Origin of the sequence: Paenibacillus sp. SAF-068, from assembly GCF_051967555.1 — a bacterium.
Classification (GTDB): Bacteria; Bacillota; Bacilli; order Paenibacillales; family Paenibacillaceae; genus Paenibacillus.
In genome coordinates this window covers 616857-635759 of the sequence record NZ_JBQCJX010000003.1, presented here as the reverse complement: position 1 = coordinate 635759, position 18903 = coordinate 616857, and the positions used below count along the sequence as shown (strand labels likewise).

Annotated in this window: 18 protein-coding genes; 13 read left to right on the top strand and 5 right to left on the bottom strand. The window is 42.6% G+C overall.

What is annotated here, in order from left to right:
- Window positions 1-144 precede the first annotated feature (144 nt).
- Entirely contained in the window at window positions 145-2148 is a 2004-nt protein-coding gene (locus ACTHPG_RS20475; protein ID WP_440391282.1) for a beta-galactosidase, read from the bottom strand.
- A gap of 248 nt (window positions 2149-2396) precedes the next feature.
- Here ACTHPG_RS20475 and ACTHPG_RS20470 point away from each other — a divergent pair, with 248 nt between their 5' ends.
- A complete protein-coding gene (locus ACTHPG_RS20470; RefSeq protein WP_440391281.1) occupies window positions 2397-3368 on the top strand; it encodes an AraC family transcriptional regulator in 972 nt (323 codons plus the stop codon).
- On the opposite strand, the gene mobA is transcribed toward ACTHPG_RS20470, so the two are convergent.
- The gene (mobA, locus tag ACTHPG_RS20465; protein ID WP_440391280.1) at window positions 3338-3967 is read right to left on the bottom strand and encodes a molybdenum cofactor guanylyltransferase; all 630 of its coding nucleotides are present in this window, start codon (window positions 3965-3967) and stop codon (window positions 3338-3340) included. The two genes, ACTHPG_RS20470 and mobA, sit on opposite strands and share 31 nt — an antisense overlap.
- 126 nt (window positions 3968-4093) lie before the next feature.
- On the opposite strand from mobA, the gene ACTHPG_RS20460 reads away from it, so the two are divergent.
- Complete coding sequence (locus ACTHPG_RS20460) at window positions 4094-5323, top strand: MFS transporter (protein WP_440391279.1); 1230 nt, start codon at window positions 4094-4096, stop codon at window positions 5321-5323.
- A 704-nt stretch (window positions 5324-6027) separates the two neighbouring features.
- Here the strand turns inward: ACTHPG_RS20460 and ACTHPG_RS20455 are convergent.
- On the bottom strand, window positions 6028-7761 hold the full coding sequence (locus ACTHPG_RS20455; protein WP_440391278.1) for a glutamine--tRNA ligase/YqeY domain fusion protein: 1734 nt from the start codon (window positions 7759-7761) through the stop codon (window positions 6028-6030).
- 224 nt (window positions 7762-7985) lie between these two features.
- Here ACTHPG_RS20455 and ACTHPG_RS20450 point away from each other — a divergent pair, with 224 nt between their 5' ends.
- Together ACTHPG_RS20450 and ACTHPG_RS20445 are read left to right on the top strand one after the other, a co-directional pair.
- Window positions 7986-8285 carry a DUF2164 domain-containing protein gene (locus tag ACTHPG_RS20450; RefSeq protein WP_440391277.1) on the top strand — a complete coding sequence of 100 codons (300 nt, stop codon included), beginning with the start codon at window positions 7986-7988 and terminating at the stop codon, window positions 8283-8285.
- 48 nt (window positions 8286-8333) lie between these two features.
- Window positions 8334-8882: a GNAT family N-acetyltransferase gene (locus ACTHPG_RS20445; RefSeq protein WP_253441402.1), complete on the top strand. Its 549-nt coding sequence runs from the start codon at window positions 8334-8336 to the stop codon at window positions 8880-8882.
- Between the two features lie 123 nt (window positions 8883-9005).
- On the opposite strand, the gene ACTHPG_RS20440 is transcribed toward ACTHPG_RS20445, so the two are convergent.
- Together ACTHPG_RS20440 and ACTHPG_RS20435 are read right to left on the bottom strand one after the other, a co-directional pair.
- Complete coding sequence (locus tag ACTHPG_RS20440) at window positions 9006-9794, bottom strand: SDR family oxidoreductase (RefSeq protein WP_440391276.1); 789 nt, start codon at window positions 9792-9794, stop codon at window positions 9006-9008.
- Between the two features lie 25 nt (window positions 9795-9819).
- Window positions 9820-10320: an N-acetyltransferase family protein gene (locus tag ACTHPG_RS20435; protein ID WP_440391275.1), complete on the bottom strand. Its 501-nt coding sequence runs from the start codon at window positions 10318-10320 to the stop codon at window positions 9820-9822.
- 262 nt (window positions 10321-10582) lie between these two features.
- Between ACTHPG_RS20435 and ACTHPG_RS20430 the strand changes: the two genes are divergently transcribed.
- The 9 genes from ACTHPG_RS20430 to ACTHPG_RS20390 all read left to right on the top strand — a co-directional run bounded on the left by ACTHPG_RS20430 (window position 10583) and on the right by ACTHPG_RS20390 (window position 18849).
- Window positions 10583-11782, top strand: coding sequence for a MerR family transcriptional regulator (locus ACTHPG_RS20430; RefSeq protein ID WP_440391274.1), 1200 nt, complete (start codon window positions 10583-10585; stop codon window positions 11780-11782).
- Between the two features lie 506 nt (window positions 11783-12288).
- Window positions 12289-12804, top strand: coding sequence for a hypothetical protein (locus ACTHPG_RS20425; protein ID WP_440391273.1), 516 nt, complete (start codon window positions 12289-12291; stop codon window positions 12802-12804).
- Window positions 12779-13669 (top strand): formylglycine-generating enzyme family protein, encoded by an 891-nt coding sequence (locus ACTHPG_RS20420; RefSeq protein ID WP_440391272.1) that lies wholly within the window; start codon window positions 12779-12781, stop codon window positions 13667-13669. The genes ACTHPG_RS20425 and ACTHPG_RS20420 overlap by 26 nt, the downstream gene beginning before the upstream one ends.
- Entirely contained in the window at window positions 13666-13938 is a 273-nt protein-coding gene (locus ACTHPG_RS20415) for a MoaD/ThiS family protein (RefSeq protein ID WP_278297870.1), read from the top strand. Before ACTHPG_RS20420 ends, ACTHPG_RS20415 begins: the two co-directional genes overlap by 4 nt.
- A 1-nt stretch (window position 13939) precedes the next feature.
- Window positions 13940-14971 carry a hypothetical protein gene (locus ACTHPG_RS20410; protein WP_440391271.1) on the top strand — a complete coding sequence of 344 codons (1032 nt, stop codon included), beginning with the start codon at window positions 13940-13942 and terminating at the stop codon, window positions 14969-14971.
- Window positions 14961-15236: an acyl carrier protein gene (locus tag ACTHPG_RS20405; RefSeq protein ID WP_076332498.1), complete on the top strand. Its 276-nt coding sequence runs from the start codon at window positions 14961-14963 to the stop codon at window positions 15234-15236. The genes ACTHPG_RS20410 and ACTHPG_RS20405 overlap by 11 nt, the downstream gene beginning before the upstream one ends.
- A 26-nt stretch (window positions 15237-15262) precedes the next feature.
- Entirely contained in the window at window positions 15263-16018 is a 756-nt protein-coding gene (locus ACTHPG_RS20400; RefSeq protein ID WP_278297867.1) for a HesA/MoeB/ThiF family protein, read from the top strand.
- A 24-nt stretch (window positions 16019-16042) separates the two neighbouring features.
- On the top strand, window positions 16043-17530 hold the full coding sequence (locus ACTHPG_RS20395; RefSeq protein ID WP_440391270.1) for an amino acid adenylation domain-containing protein: 1488 nt from the start codon (window positions 16043-16045) through the stop codon (window positions 17528-17530).
- Between the two features lie 92 nt (window positions 17531-17622).
- Entirely contained in the window at window positions 17623-18849 is a 1227-nt protein-coding gene (locus tag ACTHPG_RS20390; RefSeq protein ID WP_440391269.1) for an MDR family MFS transporter, read from the top strand.
- The last annotated feature ends 54 nt before the right edge of the window (window positions 18850-18903 follow it).

Genomic DNA, 18903 nt, shown 5'->3' with positions numbered 1-18903 from the left:
TCCGGTGATAAAGGCGGGGTGTATGCTTCCGATGCAGCTTTCTTTCAGAAAGCTTTTAGCTCCGCTTCCTCAGGTTATTTCTGCCCTCTCCGTTAACGTGTACATGTTAAATTCAACTTATATACCTATATTTATTATTTCCTATTATTGTTCAATAATCCGTATGCCCCATGGCTCCAGTTCGATCTTCTCTCCCGCAGCAATCGGGATTCCTGCCAGAAGTTCAGTCCCTTCCCCATAAGCATTCACGAAGGATGTTGCCTCATCTGCATAATTGAAATAGTAGCGAATCGTATTCCCTTGATCGTTCACACCAGTCTTCACAATGATCGGAAATGCCAGCTCCTGATCGGCTCCCCATACGCCTGCATCCTTCATCACACGTTCCAACACCTTACGGATCACAGCAGAACTGGTATAACAGCCGACATAGGTTGTTTTGCCTTTTCCGTAGGCATTCTGGGTAATTGCCGCATATTCACCCCAATGTGGATGATCATACCAAGCGAGTACTTCAGCCGTTGTCGGCGTAATCAGTTCCATCCAGGTGTGAACCTGGTTCTGCTCCTCCCCAACCCCGAACGGATCATCGCGTAGCGAAACATGCTTCGGCTCTACAAAAAGGTTATAGCTGATCCCGCATGCCTCACTGATCAAGCCGGGTTGGCGGGTAGAGCGTACCTTGATATGCTCATTCGCAAATCCGCTTTTGAACGAGTAGACGATATGTCCGCCATTCTCTACGAATTGATTCAATTTTTCCAGCAACGCATCCGATGCAGCGTACAGAGCAGGTACAACGAGCACATCATATTCCGCATAACTCTCAACAGACGGGTCGATGAGGTCACAGCCAATATTCATTTTGTACAGTTCATCGTACATCCAGCGCACCACGTCATTGTAATTCTTGTCACTGGTGAAGTTAAAACCAAACCACTTGATCGATGTCAGGGCCTCATTGCTGAACAGCACAGCCACCCGATTCTTTTTCTTCAGATTCACGAGCTTTGGACTGAGACGGGCAAAATCCCTGCCAATGGTCTTCGCTTCGTTATACACCGGATTTGGTTCAAAATCATGGCTGAGCAATCCTTTCCAGTACGTCTCAAACGAATTGTGCAACGAATGCCAGTGCCAGTAGGCGACCATGTTCGCTCCGGATGCCAGATGACTGAACGCCTGCAACCGAAGTTGCCCCGGATAGGGAACCCAATGCCAGAAAGCCTGTGCTTCGGTCTCCAGTACAAGATAATTCGATTGTTTGGTCGAACGCGCCACATCCCCGCCGAATGCAATCTCAATGCCAGTCAGATCATCCTGGGAAGGATGATAGATGTCCACACTCGTAATATCAAAAGGTTTCGATGCGGCAAAATGATCCACATCCCCTTGAATGCCGTAGGAATATCCACGCCAATCGAAGTCAAAGTTCTGAGTAACAAACTGTCCTTCCTGTTTGTATTCATTTACGATCCCCACTTGCCAAGCCAAAAAGTGGGTTACCAGCTGTCGCTGGAACTTCGCAAACTCCGCGCCCAGACTGCCGTTAATCGTTCCTACGACAGACGGGAAGTCCTCCCAGCTATTGATCCGATTGCTCCAGTAGTCGAGGCCGAATTCCTTGTTCAACTCGTCCAGGGAGCTGAACTTGTTCCGCATATATTTGACGAATTGCATTTGTACATTATCGCCTGCGGTATTGTAGTGCTTCGTCTCGTTATCCGTCTGATAACCGATGACCGCTGGGTGTGTGCTTACCCTGGATATCAACTTGCGGATGATCCGCTCGGCATAGAATAGATAGGTTGGATGTGTGATATCCATGATCTGTCTTGCACCATATTTGCCAGGCCCTTGTGCGGTGGTAGCCAGTACGTCTGGATGTTCCTTGACCATCCATGTTGGAACGGCATAGGTTGGTGTGCCAACGATAACCTGAATCCCCGCTTCATGCATGGCATCCAGCACACGGTCTACGGAAGAGAAGTCGAATACACCATTTTGCGGTTCATGGGTGCTCCAGGTTGATTCTGCAATGCGGACTACATTAATCCCTGCATCCTTCATCATCTGAATGTCCTTGTCCAATCTTTCGTAAGGCATATATTCATCATAATAGGCTACGCCATATAATAATTTGTCCATGATTTGATCTCCTTTTTGTCGGGAAAATATAATGATCTTGACGTGTGCACGAGTTGACATATTCCTACTCGCAATGGTAGCGTTTACATTATTATCGGTTGAAAGACTGGAACCGTTCAGTAACCCCTTCAAACGTGGATACGTTCCATGGTTTATCCATGCTTGCGTTAAACTGATTATAATGAAGTATACTAAGGGTGCCGATTGTACAAGGCGAGTTTTTTTTACCCTTTTCCGAGGTGAATGTTATGGATATCCGCTCACAGCTCCGAGAAATGCCTCACCATACGTTGGCACACTGGCTGCCTATTATCGACTGTAACATCAAATTCTATGGCGCGCACAGCCAACAAGTTCCATATGGATGGGCGATGCCGGAGGAATCACATCCGGGATTTGAGATTATGCTGATCATCGAAGGTACTCAGGAGAGTGTGATTCATGGTTATACCTACACCGTAGAGGAAGGTTCCATTCTTCTCATTCCTCCCGGGTTCAAACATACCAATCAATGTGTATCCATGAAAGGCATGACTTATTTCAGCGCTCATTTTAATGTGGATGATCCGGTCTTCACCCTGAAGTTGATGTCTCAGCATAGCCAAATCTACGCAGCAGGGACGGAAGATAACAGGAAGATGCGCGTTGTGCTGGAGAGCTGGATGGAGATGATTAACGTATCTGAGGCCTACACGTCCACCGATAAAATGATCATGCAGGCCCGCATGTTTGAACTGTTTGCCCTGTTGTCCCAGGCTGCTGACAATGAACCGGAGTCCTCCACTTCCGTTGCTGCTTCACATGCACCAGCTCCAACAGCGATGCATTATGCGGGAGCTATAGCGGAGGCGATCAAGCAGGCCTTCTATGCCCAACTGCGAACCAAGGAAGACAGTGTATCCACGGTCAAAGTGGAGCAGATTATATCCTCGTTTGGCATCAGCCCGGGATATGGTCTACAGGTCTTTCGCAAGGTGTACGGGCGATCCCCAAGGGCTTACCTATCCAGCTTGAAGTTGCAGGAGGCCAAGGTACTGATCGAACAGCCAGAGCTGTCGCTCGGTGAAATTGCATGGAAGCTCGGCTACACCCACCTGTCCCATTTCAGCAGACAATTCAAACGTTGGACAGGCCAAAGCCCGCTTCAATATCGCAATCATCATGCCGATGCATCTGGCGGTCCTGTATCCTACAGATCTGAATCGAGCCCTGAATCTTGATTGCGGATACGCTCGTATTCTTCCGGCGTGTTCATATTACTCAATTGCATCGCTACATGATGAATGCCCGCTCTCTCAAGCTCCTCCGCTTCGATATAGCGGCAACCAATCTCTTCAAGCCATCGTGTGACTCGAAGATGATCCTGATTCAGACGCTGCTCCAGATCAGGGAGCACTCGCTTGTGATAAGCCCCTGCAAGCGGATGGATACGTCCATCCACGACTGGCACGATAGCAGAATAAGAGTCATTCATTTCGGCCAGTTTTTTTATGCTACCCAAAAAGGACGTTTGCAGGAGCGGCATATCGCAGGCGCAGACCAGATTCCAGTCTGTATCCGAAGCTTCCAGTGCCGCGTGAAGGCCCGCGAGTGGTCCCTTCCCCGGATAGTAATCCTGTACGCAGTCGTAGCCCATATCACCGTATGTTGTCACGTTGGGTCCACCAGCCACGATGATACGGGATACTGCGGGTCTCATGGCTTCTGTGACATGTTCCAGTACGACGGAACCGTTCAGTTCCAGCATGGCCTTGTTGGTCCCCATGCGGCTGGATAATCCCCCTGCCAGTATAATGCCTGTCCATTCTCTCGTATTCATGATGTCATGCTCCTTCCTGGTTACGATATGAGCTTGTTATATCAATGGATCAACTTTTTCTATAGATTGAATCCCCTTTCAACAAATGATACATTGAACAATATGCATTTGAAAGGAATGGCTTAATTGGACAGACCTGTACCTTCAAAAGGTAATCCCTCATTGGGATCTCTGAAACTATATAACTTTTTCATATATGGAGCCATCTCGATCTTTGCCGGATTCCTGCAGCTCTATCTGCAAGAGATTGGCATGACCAAACTGGAGATTGGCAGTCTGATGGCGATTGGCCCCTTTGTATCCTTGTTCGCCAACCCGTTCTGGGGTTTCTGGAGCGATAAATCACGCAATATTCGTATCATTCTGATGATCATGATGGGAGGTACGTTTGTACTCGCCCAGGGTGTGTTCTATGCGCCCAGTTATACATGGATCTATGTAGCCATGATCTTTTTTTATTTTTTTCAAAGTCCATTATTTGCTCAAACCAATAGCCTGATTCTCGGTTATATTGATGGTACGACCCAGAAATTTGGATCATTCCGGCTCTGGGGTTCACTCGGTTGGGCGCTGACAGCCGTCGCTGCCGGACCGCTCATTGACCGTTTTGGCATTGGCAGTGTATCCATTATATTTGCGTGCATGATTGCAACCGCCTTCGTGTTATCCGTATTTCTGCCCAGACAGCCTATTGCTTCGGATACACCCGTAGTTACTTTTCGGCGGTTTGGCAAGGTCATGTTCAATCCGTATTTTATGACATTTATCGGTCTGGGTGTACTCGTGTCGGTGCCTAATGCGATGAACAGCACATTTATGTCGCTATATATTGTAGAGATGGGTGGCGACAAACAGATGGTCGGCTGGGCCATCTTCACCTCATCCATTCTCGAAGTCGGTGTATTCCTGCTGCTCGACCGCTTGCTCAAACGCAAGATGAGCCTACTCCTGGCATCTCTTATCCTGATTAGTGTGCTGTTTGCACTTCGCTGGCAGCTCATGGCACTGGCCACCAATCCGATGGAGATTGTATTCATTCAGCTGATGCACTCCATTACGTTCGGCGGATACTTTTATGTAGGTACCCAGCTGACCATGCTATTCATTCCAAGACCTTATCGTTCCTCCGGTCAAGCGGTGTATACGATGGCCTGGGGCGGCCTCTCAGGGGTTATTGCGGGTCTGTTCGGCGGCTGGCTGTTCCAGAGTTTTGGTGCGGAAGTAATGTATAGTATCGGCGTATTCTTCTCGCTCATCGGTGCTGTTGGATTCGGCATCATGTGGTTGTCGAACCGCCGTAACGGCTATCAGCCGGTTGTGTTGACGGAGATGGGCAATATGGATGAGGACAGGTAATCTTTTGTTTGAAAAAGTTGAAAGATTGATTTACACAAGAGCACTACGATGACAGAATCCCCTTCCGATCGCTGTTATCCCCGGATTTTTTTGATTCCCTTTTCAAAGGGTAAAATCCAGGGATAAGCGTATGCTTCCGATGTAGCTTTCTTTCAGAAAGCTTTTAGGCGAACGCTCCGCTTCTCCAGCTTTCTTCTGTCCTCTCCGTTATCGTGTAAATTAACGTTCAAACATTCAAACAAAAGATTACGGATAGTAGTAGTAAAGAGAAAGGAGTCTAAGGTTTGTTGCACCTAACGAACCTTAGACTCCTTATATGCAATAATTTCACGAAATTCTAAAGCTAAGGAATCTCAGCCACGTTATTTCGCATAAAAGATGCTAAAAATCCAAAAATCACAGGCCGAACGTGGAAATAAGGTATCTACGATTCGTTACGTTGCTGGAATGCCCAAATACACTTGGATAGTGTGTCCTCGGTTCGTTAGATTCTTGCCTCACACGCACATCCACCGCTTCAGCTCACATTCATGTTCATGTTCATACCGTAATATATGATCAGTCTAAAGCTAAACCTAGCTAAATATCGAATAACAAAAGGGCATCCTTCGCCATGATCATGACGAAGGATGCCCTTGCTTTAACATATTATTTGTCTGCTTGCCAGCACTCCGATGAAAAGAGCTTAAGCTGATTCATCGAGCTTATGCCTTCGGCAGTTGGAATGAGCTTTTCAGAGATACCACCCGGTTAAATACCGGACGACCTGGCTCGGAATGTTTCGGATCTACACTGAAGTAACCGTGACGGAAGAATTGGAATTTGTCCTGAGCTTTCGCTTCCTTCATCTCTTGTTCCACATACCCGTGAACAATCTCAAGGGAGTTCGGGTTCAATTGATCCAGGAACGTTTTCTCCGGTTGCTCTTCCACAACTTCCGTATCAGCCCCAGCTACAGCCACTTCCACCTCTGCTTCGGGTGCTTCATCCAGAATCAAAGGCTCATACAGACGGAATTCAGCAGGTACCGCTTGAGTCGCTTCTACCCAGTGGATCGTACCTTTAACTTTACGGCCAGTGAAGCCACTGCCACTCTTCGTCTCTACATCATAAGTACAATGAATCTCGGTCACATTACCTTCTGCATCTTTGATTACATCGTTACATTTGATGAAGTATGCATGTTTCAGACGAACTTCGTTGCCAGGGAACAAACGGAAGTATTTGTTCGGTGGATTTTCCATGAAATCGTCTTGTTCAATATAAATCTCACGAGAGAACGGAATTTGGCGATTACCCATCTCCGGATTCTCCACATTGTTCTCTGCTTCAAGCCATTCCACTTGCCCTTCCGGGTAGTTGGTAATAACCACTTTGAGCGGGTGAAGGACAGCCATCGTGCGTGGAGCTTTCAGTTTCAAGTCCTCACGTACAAAGTGCTCCAGCGTTTGCAGATCGATAACCCCTTGGCTCTTCGAAATGCCTGTCTCGAATACGAAATCCCGAATGGCTTCCGGTGTATATCCCCGGCGGCGCAGACCCGAAATTGTCGGCATGCGCGGATCATCCCATCCATCCACATGGCCTTCGTCCACAAGAAGTTTCAGCTTCCGCTTGCTGGTCACCATCTGGGACAGGTTCAGGCGGCCAAATTCGTATTGACGTGGTTGGCTCTGCATCTCACATTCCGCAATAACCCAATCGTAGAATGGGCGTTGATCCTCAAACTCCAAAGAACAGAGGGAATGTGTTACACCTTCAATGGCATCTTCGAGCGGATGAGCAAAGGCGTACATCGGATAGATACACCATTTGTCACCGGTGTTATGATGGTGTGCATGTGAAATCCGGTAAATCACCGGATCGCGCAGATTGATATTCGGTGCAGACATATCGATCTTGGCACGCAGCACTTTCTCTCCGTTCTGGAATTCGCCTGCACGCATACGTGTGAACAGGTCGAGATTCTCTTCCACGGAACGATCACGGTACGGGCTATTCTTGCCCGGCTCCGTCAGGGTTCCACGCATTGCACGAATTTCGTCGGCGCTTTGGTCGTCGATGTAGGCTTTTCCTTTTTTAATCAACAAGACAGCACGGTTGTACATCTCATCAAAATAATCCGAGGCAAAACGTTTCTCGTTCCACTCGTATCCGAGCCATTTCACGTCTTCCTGAATCGATTGAACGTATTCCACATCTTCCTTGACCGGGTTCGTGTCATCAAAGCGCAGATTCGTTTTGCCGCCAAATTCGCCGCCCAGCGTAAAGTTGATCCAGATCGCCTTGGCATGACCAATATGCAGATAACCGTTCGGTTCCGGAGGAAAACGGGTAATAACTTCCTGGACTTTCCCAGACCGGAGATCTTCGGTGATAATATTTTTGATAAAGTTAGGTGGGGTTGTACGATTGTCCACAGGTATCAAACCTTTCATGAATGGATTGGAGCTTTCGGGAATTGCAGCAATTCCGGCTATAATTCCTTGATAACGAAGTCATTTCCTGAAAAAATCTATTTTCTTGGAAAGTTTCGTACGCGTTTCATTTAAATATACCTTTAACGGGGGAGGAGTTCAATAAAGAACGGCACCAAAGTCAGGATCAGCCTTGCATAAATAGGCCCAAAACCATTTTGACGGGTTCGCTCGAATCATGTAGCATGATAGTAAAAACAAAATTAAAGGGAGGGTTTCCCATTCCATCAAATTCGCTTAAACTGACCAAAGAACAGCAGGATGAAGCCATTCGCACCATCCAGTCGTATTTCGAAGAGGAACGTGGCGAAGAACTGGGTGATCTGGCTGCTTGGGGTGTACTCGACCTGTTCATGACACAGCTTGCTCCCTACATATATAATCAGGCACTCCGTGACGCACGTACAACGGTTAATCAACGCATGGCCTCGATGGAAGAAGACCTGTTTGCACTGGAGCAAAAGTTGCCCAAGACTTCCCGTTAATCTACTACAAAATAAACCTATACTGTACAAAGAAAGAAGGTTGCATTCATGTTTACCTATTCATTGGATGAATATACCGAACTCCGGCCGCTGGCCATGGAACATACCAAACCGCTGTTTGAACTGACGGATCGTTCGCGGGATCAACTGAGACATTGGTTACCGTGGGTGGATCATGTGACAGAAGTGGAACACACCTCGAATTTCATTACCAACGCATTAAAACAAGGTGCTGAAAATGGCGGCTTCACCGCCGGCGTGTGGTTAAAAGGCGATCTCGCAGGCATCATCGGATTCCACGAGATTAACTGGACCAACCGCTCGGTAAGCATCGGATACTGGCTTGGAAAAGGCTTTGAAGGTCAGGGCTTGATGACAAGCGCTTGTCGCGTTCTGGTCGATTATGCACTGGTGACCCTGGATCTGAATCGCGTCGAGATTCGCTCGGCAACGAACAACAAACGAAGTCGTGCCATCCCGGAGAGACTCGGATTCGTTCTGGAAGGTGTCATTCGTCAGGCAGAGAAGCTGCCTAAAGGTTACGTGAACCATGCGGTATACGGCATGCTTCAGCATGAATGGGAACTTTTGCGTTAATTCGCCTACATAATAATTCGGGAGTGATCTCTCCCTACATATTGGATCAACATGAAATACCCTCTATATCCACGAAATGTGGTGACAGAGGGTATTTATTTTATTCGCCTATTTAAATAATTTCTAGAGGGCTCGGACCATACCACCGTCCACGATTAATGAGGTGCCGGTAATGTACGTATTGGCCCCGGATAACAGGAATACCACCGCTTTGGCGAATTCCTCCGGCTGACCATAACGGCCGAGTGGAATTTCCTTGTGGAACTGTTCAGAGACCTCGTCCTCACTGATTCCGTTCTGCTCAGCCCGTGCTGCATCCAGTTCACGAATACGATCTGTTGCAATGCGTCCTGGCGCCACCGTGTTGATCAAGATACCGTATGGAGCCAGCTCCTGAGACAAGGTCTTCGCCAATCCGAAAACGCCGGTTCGGAACGTGTTGGACAGAACCAGACCCGGGATGGGCTGCTTCACTGAAGTTGAAGCGATATTCACAATGTGTCCTCCGTGTTCTTTCATATAAGGGAGTGCACCACGAATCAGTCTTACATAACTAAGTACATTTAATTCAAATGCTCGTTCCCAATCCTCATCGGTCAGTGACTCGAATGAACCCGATGGCGGACCGCCCGAATTGTTCACCAGAATATCAATCTGCCCGAACAGCTCTGCTGTCTTCTGAATCAGGGCCTCGATATCTTCCTTACGTGTCACATCGGTTGCACAATATTCCACACGTCCGCCTCCACCAAGCGCCAGAAGCTCCTGCTTCACTGCTGCGAGCTTTTCTTCGCTCCGGCTGGCGAGCATGACGTCAGCACCTTCTGCCGCCAATTGAGCGGCTACCGCTTTGCCCAGCCCGCGGCTGGAGGCCAGCACCAGTGCTTTTTTACCCTGAAGTCCCATATCCATCGTTGTTCCTCCTCAGCTACGTTTTCTATTTGGTCTGGATAAAATAACCCATAAGAATATCGTCCACATACTTGCCCCCGATATAAAACTCGGACACCAACCTGCCTTCTGTCACAAATCCACACTGGGTATAAAACGTAATCGCTCCCGGATTGCTGGAGAGTACGCGCAGCCTGAGCTTGCGAACGCCTTGTTGGGCCGCATGCTGCTTGATGGCATCCATCAAAGCTGTGGCAATGCCACAACGCCGATCATGGGGATGAACTGCAATATGAATCTCGTAGACATGACGGTTGACCGGCATACCTGTGGCTGGCTGAAAGCCCACATAACCACATACCCGCTCTCCCTGCACCGCAATCAATTGGCTGCCTGGCGGGCAATACTGCAGGTATTGCTGTCTGGAGCGCCATTGCATCGGTGCAGGTGAGGTGTATTTGTCCCATACCAGGGTGTCCAACTCCATAAGCTGTGCGGCATCTTTAATCTCGGATGGACGAATCGTAAATGTATGGCTGGTAAGCATAATGATTCAACCTTTCTTGCTATAGTCGACAACGTTGTACGTTACAACGTCGGGAAGTTAAGCGAGTGATGAGTCAGAAGTTAGGAAACCATGGTTCGGCCCGCTTCACTGTTTATATATCTTTGTTCTATATATTGTAGCATAGCCTCAACGTTGACTAAAATTCCACCCGGTATTGAACCTTATCGCAAAATGAATTGAAATAAACACTTAACCTTGCCGTAACGTCATCGTTTATACTGGTTCGATAAGGAGGGGATGCATGATGAATATCAAAGAGGCAGCAAGCAGACTCGGAATCTCGGCGAGAGCCATTCGCTTTTATGAGGAAAAAGGATTAATTCTTCCCGCCAAACAGATCACTAACGGGTATCGCACATACACAGAAAATGATATCTGGCGGCTTCAGACCATTGCTGCGCTGCGTGAGATTGGCATGTCCCTGCAGGATATTACACATGCGCTCGGAGAGATTGATCAAGGGAATCAGCAGCGGTTGGAAGAATATCTGGAGCTGCAACAGGCCGTTATATATGCCCAGTGGATTGAACTGAAACGTATGATGGATACAACCCAACGCATGATTGATCTGAATCGTCAGGACGGACCGCTGGATGTCAGCCATCTGCACGATCTTGCAGACAGTGCGCGGCGTCTGCGTGAAGCACGGCAGAACTGGCATGATCGTTGGAATTATGACACACAGGCAGCCATCCATGATCAGCGAGTGCAGGGTGGGCACAGCGACAGTGCGAGGCAATCTTTTTCAGAGGACAGGCACCGTTCGGACAACGTCTCGCCTATAAACGATGAGCATGAACTTTCACATCCATATCATAGTGCAGATCAGTACACGCCGAGTGATTGCAATGATATGGTGCAGTCTTCCTTTTATCTGTATCACAACTATGATGAAGGGCTGGAACAAACAGCTCAATGGATCTCACCTGCTCCGGGTGAAAAAGGACTCGATATCGGTACAGGTACGGGTAACCTGGCTGGGAGACTGCTACAACACGGCGCAGACATGACTGCAATCGACCAATCCCGGGAGATGCTCCGCAGATGTCGTACCAAATATCCCGAGATGCATGTGAAACTTGGTAATTTTCTGGCCTTGCCGTTTGTAGATCAATCCTTTGACTTTGTTGTGTCCAGCTTCGCCTTCCATCATCTGAGTCCAGATCAGCAACTACTGGCCTTACAGGAGATGCAGCGAGTTCTAACCTCGCGCGGTCGTATCGGTCTAACCGATCTGATGTTTGTCGATGCAACTCACCGCGAGGCGTATGTCCGTGAAGCTGAGTTATCAGGACACGAAGAACAGCTGCGCGCCTTGCGCGAGCGTCACTTTCCTCTGCTGGGTGAGCTATGCGGCTGGCTGGAGCACCAGGGCTACGTAACCAAGCATGTGCGGCATAATGAGCTGTTGCACACGTTGCTGGCAGTTCCTTTGCGGTGAACATCGAAACACCAAGAGCTTACAAATGAAATAAATAGATTTACATTAGGACAATGTGTTCTCCCTCACAAAACGCTTCAAAGTACGTCTCCTTCTTATGTATAAAAAAAGACTCCACCATGATGAAAATAGTGGGGTTTTTTTGAGTTTTCCCGCAGTGTCTTCCGAGATTTTTATGCTGAAATAAATATCGTGGAACAACCTTTCTATGAATACATAGTGTGTTTCTAAAGTGTTATCCTGTAATCACGTAATACTTACCTTTTTAATAGATATTCAGTGGTTTAAACAGAATTCGAATGTAAAACCCGAGTAAAAGATCCATGTATTAACATCAAATAATCATTATACCATTTTTAAAAATCGTAAGATATATACAATCACATAGAAGTTTTTTTGAATGCGACTGTATAATAATGGAAATAATAACGAATTTGTAAAAGCTACGTAAATTCTGCGTAAATATTTATTCCTAAATTTATAAGTAAAGGTGGTGTGCTCCTTTAATGACCGAAAATCATCGGAGAATTAAGTTTGAGAAACAGCTGTTATTGAATTTTATAAGAGATGTTAAAAAACAATTTCCTAAAAAAGCATATGGCTACTTTTTATCAACAGAGCCAGATGGTGGACCTTCTGAGTACATAATTATGCAAGAAGATGTACGAGGTTCTTTCTTAGACTATTTCTCATCCTATGGAAATTACTACAAAGACCATGATGATGCCGGATTTTTAACTTCTCCAGAAGAAACTATTAAGATTGAAAAGTATATTCGACAGAATAAGTTGTTCAAAGTAGGGGTATTCCACAGTCATCAACGACACCCCGCTATATTAGCAAGGGTAGATGTCGATCTACATCCCTCATCGAGTGTTTGGCATCTTCTAATCTCTTTACGGACAATAGAGTATCCCCAAATTAGAGTTTTTGAAGTAAGCCCTGATAAACAAGTAAAAGAAATTAAAATTGAGTTGGCAGAACTGGAGGATCAAAATGAAGCAAGCTATACATTTTACTGAGATGAGTAAATCTTATAATGAAGATGAGCTTGTCCAATTCCTTAAAACAATCTTCTCTGTTAATCGATTTGGAAAACCAGTAGTAACAAATAATCATGTTCTTTATGAAGCTTACCAATTGCTTAGTGACATACCTTTACACATTAAAGAAGAAATTCTATATACAAGATTTTATAAGGATAATGAAAAACGCTATAAAGAGTTGATAGCTAGATGGATGATTGAATTACCTGGGGGCACATTTAATATGGGGAATCACAAAGAGGCTAAATACTTATATTGTGGAGAAGAGCCTTTACATGAGGTATACCTCTCACCCTATAAAATAATGTCAATTCCAGTTTCAACTAGTTTGTATAAAGAGTTTGATCCTGATTATCAAAGCGCCCCACAAAATTATCCTGCAACTAGTATAACTTGGTACGACAGTTTTATGTTTGCAATTTGGTGTAATACTGATCTACCAACCGAAGCAGAGTGGGAGTATGCAGCAAAAGGAGGGAAAAATCATCACTATCCAATTGACGAACATTCTCTAATTGATTACGCATGGTTTAGTGATAATTCTGGAGGTAAATTGCACGTAATCGGACAAAAGAAGCAGAACAATTATGGCTTATATGATATTAACGGTAATGTATGGGAATGGTGTTTGGACACTTATAACTCTAATTATTATTCAAAAACTGCCTCTCATAACCCCGTAAATATAAATGATGGAGAAAACAGAGTCTGCCGAGGAGGAAGTTTTCATTCGTTCATAGATATGTGCAGAAATAATTTCAGGCATCATGAACCTGCATCATTTCATGCTTATGATCTTGGTTTTAGGTTAGTTAAACATGAAGGAGGAGAAATTCAATGATTACAGTAATCTTGCCCCAATTCTTAACATCTTTAGCTAGAAATCAACAAGAAATACAAGTAGAAGTAACTGATTTGGCAGAACTCAAAAATTATTTGGCATCTAGCTTTCCAGCATTAAAGGAAAAGTTATGGGAATCAAATGGCACTACTAAAAGAAATGTATTGTTTGTTTTAAACGATAATTTAATTAAATTTGAAGATTACAAAGTAATTCAGTTTAAGCAAGATGATGAATTAAATATCATTTTACAGTTTGCTGGTGGTTAATATGAGCAATTCAAAAATATTAAATTCGAGAGTTCTTCCTCAAGAATATGTTGAAGAAGCTCTAGGATATGTATGTTATGAGCGAACGTATCACTATCTATTTACACAAGTATATCAATTAGAGAGCTACCCACTTCTTTATTTGGATAGGTTTGTAGGGTGGACTTTTAATACTTCAGGCGAGCCGTTTTTGCCTTTGGTTAATGGGCTAGAGGAGTTTCTAAACAAGTATATTAGACAAGTACATTTAGTAGAAGTAACGGAAGTAATAGAACTTCTCTATAAACTATTCGCTCAGAATAACTTTGTATCATTGACTATGGAAATGAAACATCTGGATAATTCCACTTACTATACCACCGTATTCATCGAAGATATTCATGATGAACAAATTGTTTATACTCATATCAACGAAGCTAATCAAACTGCTAGGAAATGTATGAATTTAGAAACTTTCAAAACAAAGCTTTATATTGATAACAACCTAGTAGAACTATCAGCATATGAGTATTCTGAAGTACTGAATAGATTGAAAAATAATAATATAATTGAGAATATAAAGTTTATCTTTCTCAATCTTTATGGGTTGAAGATTAATGAGGAGGGTATAGAAAAAAACTCAATAAGCATTCCATGCTCGCAATCTGGACTACATGATCTAAAAAAATTCATTAAAGAACACACTTCTCGGTTTCTAACTGCATCTATCACAAAAATTGACCAACAAATTTTGAGTAAGCAGATAAAAAGTAAAATTCATCCTCTTGTACAACTGATCAAGTATATATTAAGCTCAAAAATTCATATAACAACAGAAATAAGTAGTGTGCTTGAATTTCAAGTTTACAATATCAATGATTGTCTTAATAAACTTCAATTTTTTTCAAGTGTAGTTGTACAAAAGCCCGGCCAAAAATCGCTTGATTTGTACCTTAAGTCCTTAGACAAATTAATTTTGAATATTAGTCATTTACAAGAAACGTTATTAGTGGTCTTAAGAGCATTGATAGAGGGAGATAATTATGAAAAATAATGTGATGAACCTTCTTCACGGGCTTATTCCAGAGGATGTACTGAAAGAAGTTGAGAATAATTTCGAACAGTATATATGTACTCCTCTAAATCAGTTGGGGTTTGATTCTATGTCCACAATATCACTTGTAATGAAACTTGAGGAGCAACTACAAATTGAGTTTGATTACGAGCAATTCGACCCTGCTTCAATTAGTAGTATAGAAGGTCTTTTAAAATTACTAAGAGAGAATGAAAGTAATTTTGTTGGATTCTATGAAATATAATAAACGCCGAAGGGGCCTAGATTTAAATGACAACAATTAACTCACTTACAGAAGAAGAGAAACTGCGTTATAGAAGACAATTAATTTTGCCGGAAATTGGAGAAGAAGGCCAAAAAATTCTTAAACAATCAAAAGTATTAGTCATTGGAGCAGGAGGTATTGGTTCTCCCTTACTCCTATACTTGGCAGCCGCAGGTATTGGTCACATTAAAGTTTATGATAATGACAATGTTGAACTAACTAATTTGAATAGACAAGTCCTTCATGGGTACACAAATATCAATCAAAACAAGGCAGAATCAGCTAAACAAACGTTGAGCGAACTTAACCCAAATATTTCAATCGATATCTCAAGAGATAGACTTGTAAGAGAAAATGCTCTCCATATTGTCTCAGAATTCGATATTGTTGTTAACGCTGTAGATAATTTAGAAACTAGATATATGTTAAATGATATATGCGTAGAGCATGGGACACCATTAATTGAAGGAAGTATCTTTCATTTCGAAGGACAGATCATGCTCATTGAACCTGGAAAAGGACCTTGTTATCGATGCCTATATCCTGAATCACCCGTTGACGTAAAAAAACAAGAGTTTGGTGTTATCGGCATGACTCCAGGTTTGGTCGGAGTTCTTCAAGCTACAGAAACAATTAAGTATCTACTGAAAATTGGTGAACCTCTTACTAACAAATTGATCTATTTCGATCTATTGTCTACAACAATAAGAAAAATTGATATTAAAAAAAATCCCGATTGTCCTATATGTTCTCATAAATAATACATCAAAGAAAGGAAACTATAAGTGAAAGAAATTCATCCCCCAACTACTTCCAATGTTAATCTTTTGTTTCAGGAAACATCAAAAAATAATTCAAATAAATTGGCAATTAAAGATGAAAATAATTTCTTAACTTATAATGATCTTGATAGAACTGTGAATAACCTGGCACATTGGCTAAAAACACAACATCATTTTGAAAAGAATGAAGTGATCGCCATTATTCATGAGCGCTCTGTAGAAACTGTTACTGCAATGCTGGCTATTCTCAGAATTGGTGGGGTCTTTTTACCGATCGACCCTTCTCTTCCAATTGCAAGAATCGAATATATGCTTAAAGACAGTGAAGCAGTGCATATTTTAACATCCCGAAAATTAGAGGTTAATTATAAGAATAGAACAAATAGTTTGATTGTTATTGATGATATATTAAAACTCCCCCAATATAATGATTTATCTTTAGTGGATATCAAAAAATCTGATCCCGCTTATATTATCTATACTTCTGGTTCAACAGGAAAACCTAAGGGGGTAGTAACAAAACATGAAGGTTTAAGTAATTTAACATCTGTATTTACAAATGATTTAGATATACAGCAGCATGATAGAGTACTGCAATTTGCGAGTATATCTTTTGATGCTTCAATCTGGGAGATATTTATGGCTTTTTTTACAGGAGCTAGTCTGCACATTGTCCCACAAAATATTATTATGAACCCTAGACATTTTGAAAATTATCTGAATATCAACAAAATATCCATATTAACCCTTGGACCTGCTTATCTCGCATACCTTAATCCTTCTAACATAGAACACATAAAAACGGTAATTACGGCTGGTTCGCAAATTTCTTCAGACCTAGTAAAAAAATGGTCTAAATTTGGGTACGTGAATGCTTATGGACCTACAGAAACCACGATATGTGCTACTTTATGGAAGAGAACTAATATGGAAGAAATCGAATCCATACCTATCGGCAAGGCTATACAAAACTGTGAAACTTATGTCATGGATGCAAACCTGAATGAGTTACCAGCTGGGCAGACTGGTGAATTATGTATTGCTGGAATTAACTTAGCGATCGGCTACTTAAATAACGACGAAATGACCAATAAAAAATTTGTATTCTGCGAAGCTTTAGGTAAACGATTGTATAGAACAGGCGATCAGGCCAAGCTAACTAACAACAATGATTTAATCTATTTAGGTAGAATTGATGATCAGATAAAAATTAGAGGTTATCGTATTGAAATAGGTGAAATTGAGTATTATCTAAAAACATATCCTGAAATATTAGATGCGTGTGTAAAAGTAGTTACGGACTCTCAAAACCAAGATCATCTATGCGCTTATTACTTGTCTGATGAAGCCATTAATAATATTCAAATAAAGGAATTATTAAGCTCATACCTACCCAGTTATATGGTTCCCAATCATCTAATCAGACTTAATAAATTCCCATTAAATTTCAGTGGGAAAGTTGATAAATCTAAATTACACTCACCCTTTTAAAAGGAATCCTTCTGCCTAACCACCACACTATAGTTCCCTGCAGATGCGAACACATTAACATAAAAAGTTTACTAAAAAGGTGGAACGACTTGATGACTTCTATTAAGAAAGGCTTGCTTGATTTAAGAGGATTCCACCCTATGATCTATATACTATTGATTGGTACAGCACTTGCTAGAGCAGCTAATGCTATGAGTATTCCATTTTTAGCTATTTATCTAAGTAAAGAAACCGATTTAAACCCAATTTTGATTGGTCTCATTGTTGGTGCAGGAGCATTATCAAGTGCTTTTGGTGGCTTTTTTGGTGGTGTATTGTCTGATCAGTTTGGACGTAAAAGGATCATGTTACTGGCTCTTTATATATGGGGACTTGTCTTTATTGGTTTTTTCTACACGCATGCTACTTTAATTTTCTTAATCCTAAATATTCTTAATGGACTATGTCGCACTTTTTTTGAGCCGGTGGCTCAAGCGTTGATGTCTGATCTTGCGCCCAGTGAAAAAAGAATTCGTATTTTTTCTATGAGGTATCTCGCTATAAATGTAGGGGTAACAATTGGACCATTATTGGGAGCTTACATCGCTCTTGAGGAAAGTTCAGTAGCGTTCTTATTTACTGGATTTTTTTATATTCTGTATGCCGTTTCATTATCTCTCCTATTACGCTTATTTAATATAAGTGAGATCAATAAGACGAAGAAAGAAATTGTTACGATTGTATCAGCTGCGAAAGTTATAATGAAAGATTCGTATTTTCGCAGATTGTTGATCGGTGGTATTATTGTGACTATTGCTTACTCTCAATTAGATTCAACTCTTCCACAATACTTAAATCAAAGTTTCGTGAATGGTATTGAGTTTTATGCAATCATGCTGAGCCTTAATGCACTATTAGTAGTAATTTTCCAAATACCTTTAACTTCATGGATTGAAAGTAAAGGTTCTCTGTTTGCGATCATTTTAGGTAATATATTCATATCAATCGGATATATTGGCTTTTGCTTTTCCCCTAATTTAGTATTTCTTCTTATATCTATATTTGTATTCACAGTAGGAGAAATCCTATATTTCCCTGCTGCCAGTGCTATGGTAGACAGAATAGCACCAGATCATCTAAGAGGTACATACTACGGTGCTCAATCATTCTTGTATTTCGGAAAATTCATAGGACCAATTCTAGGTGGTTTTTTATTGAATCAGCTTGGTGAATCGGGGCTTTTCGTTACCATGGTTTTTTTAACTTTGATCGGTACTGTATTTTATCGTATTAAATTCGAAAGAAATACAACCAAAATCGAGCACAATAATTCTTTTTGATTACTTTAAAAGGATGGCACTGTATTATAATGCCATCCTTTTAGCTATTATTTT

Coding starts and splice junctions, on each gene's coding strand:
- ACTHPG_RS20475 (WP_440391282.1), bottom strand. CDS start 2,148: ATGGACAAATTATTATATGGCGTAGCCTATTATGATGAATATATGCCT.
- mobA (WP_440391280.1), bottom strand. CDS start 3,967: ATGAATACGAGAGAATGGACAGGCATTATACTGGCAGGGGGATTATCC.
- ACTHPG_RS20435 (WP_440391275.1), bottom strand. CDS start 10,320: ATGCTTACCAGCCATACATTTACGATTCGTCCATCCGAGATTAAAGAT.
- ACTHPG_RS20420 (WP_440391272.1), top strand. CDS start 12,779: ATGAAGCAAGCTATACATTTTACTGAGATGAGTAAATCTTATAATGAA.
- ACTHPG_RS20450 (WP_440391277.1), top strand. CDS start 7,986: ATGATAGTAAAAACAAAATTAAAGGGAGGGTTTCCCATTCCATCAAAT.
- ACTHPG_RS20415 (WP_278297870.1), top strand. CDS start 13,666: ATGATTACAGTAATCTTGCCCCAATTCTTAACATCTTTAGCTAGAAAT.
- ACTHPG_RS20405 (WP_076332498.1), top strand. CDS start 14,961: ATGAAAAATAATGTGATGAACCTTCTTCACGGGCTTATTCCAGAGGAT.
- ACTHPG_RS20470 (WP_440391281.1), top strand. CDS start 2,397: ATGGATATCCGCTCACAGCTCCGAGAAATGCCTCACCATACGTTGGCA.
- ACTHPG_RS20455 (WP_440391278.1), bottom strand. CDS start 7,761: ATGAAAGGTTTGATACCTGTGGACAATCGTACAACCCCACCTAACTTT.
- ACTHPG_RS20440 (WP_440391276.1), bottom strand. CDS start 9,794: ATGGATATGGGACTTCAGGGTAAAAAAGCACTGGTGCTGGCCTCCAGC.
- ACTHPG_RS20410 (WP_440391271.1), top strand. CDS start 13,940: ATGAGCAATTCAAAAATATTAAATTCGAGAGTTCTTCCTCAAGAATAT.
- ACTHPG_RS20425 (WP_440391273.1), top strand. CDS start 12,289: ATGACCGAAAATCATCGGAGAATTAAGTTTGAGAAACAGCTGTTATTG.
- ACTHPG_RS20445 (WP_253441402.1), top strand. CDS start 8,334: ATGTTTACCTATTCATTGGATGAATATACCGAACTCCGGCCGCTGGCC.
- ACTHPG_RS20390 (WP_440391269.1), top strand. CDS start 17,623: ATGACTTCTATTAAGAAAGGCTTGCTTGATTTAAGAGGATTCCACCCT.
- ACTHPG_RS20400 (WP_278297867.1), top strand. CDS start 15,263: ATGACAACAATTAACTCACTTACAGAAGAAGAGAAACTGCGTTATAGA.
- ACTHPG_RS20430 (WP_440391274.1), top strand. CDS start 10,583: ATGATGAATATCAAAGAGGCAGCAAGCAGACTCGGAATCTCGGCGAGA.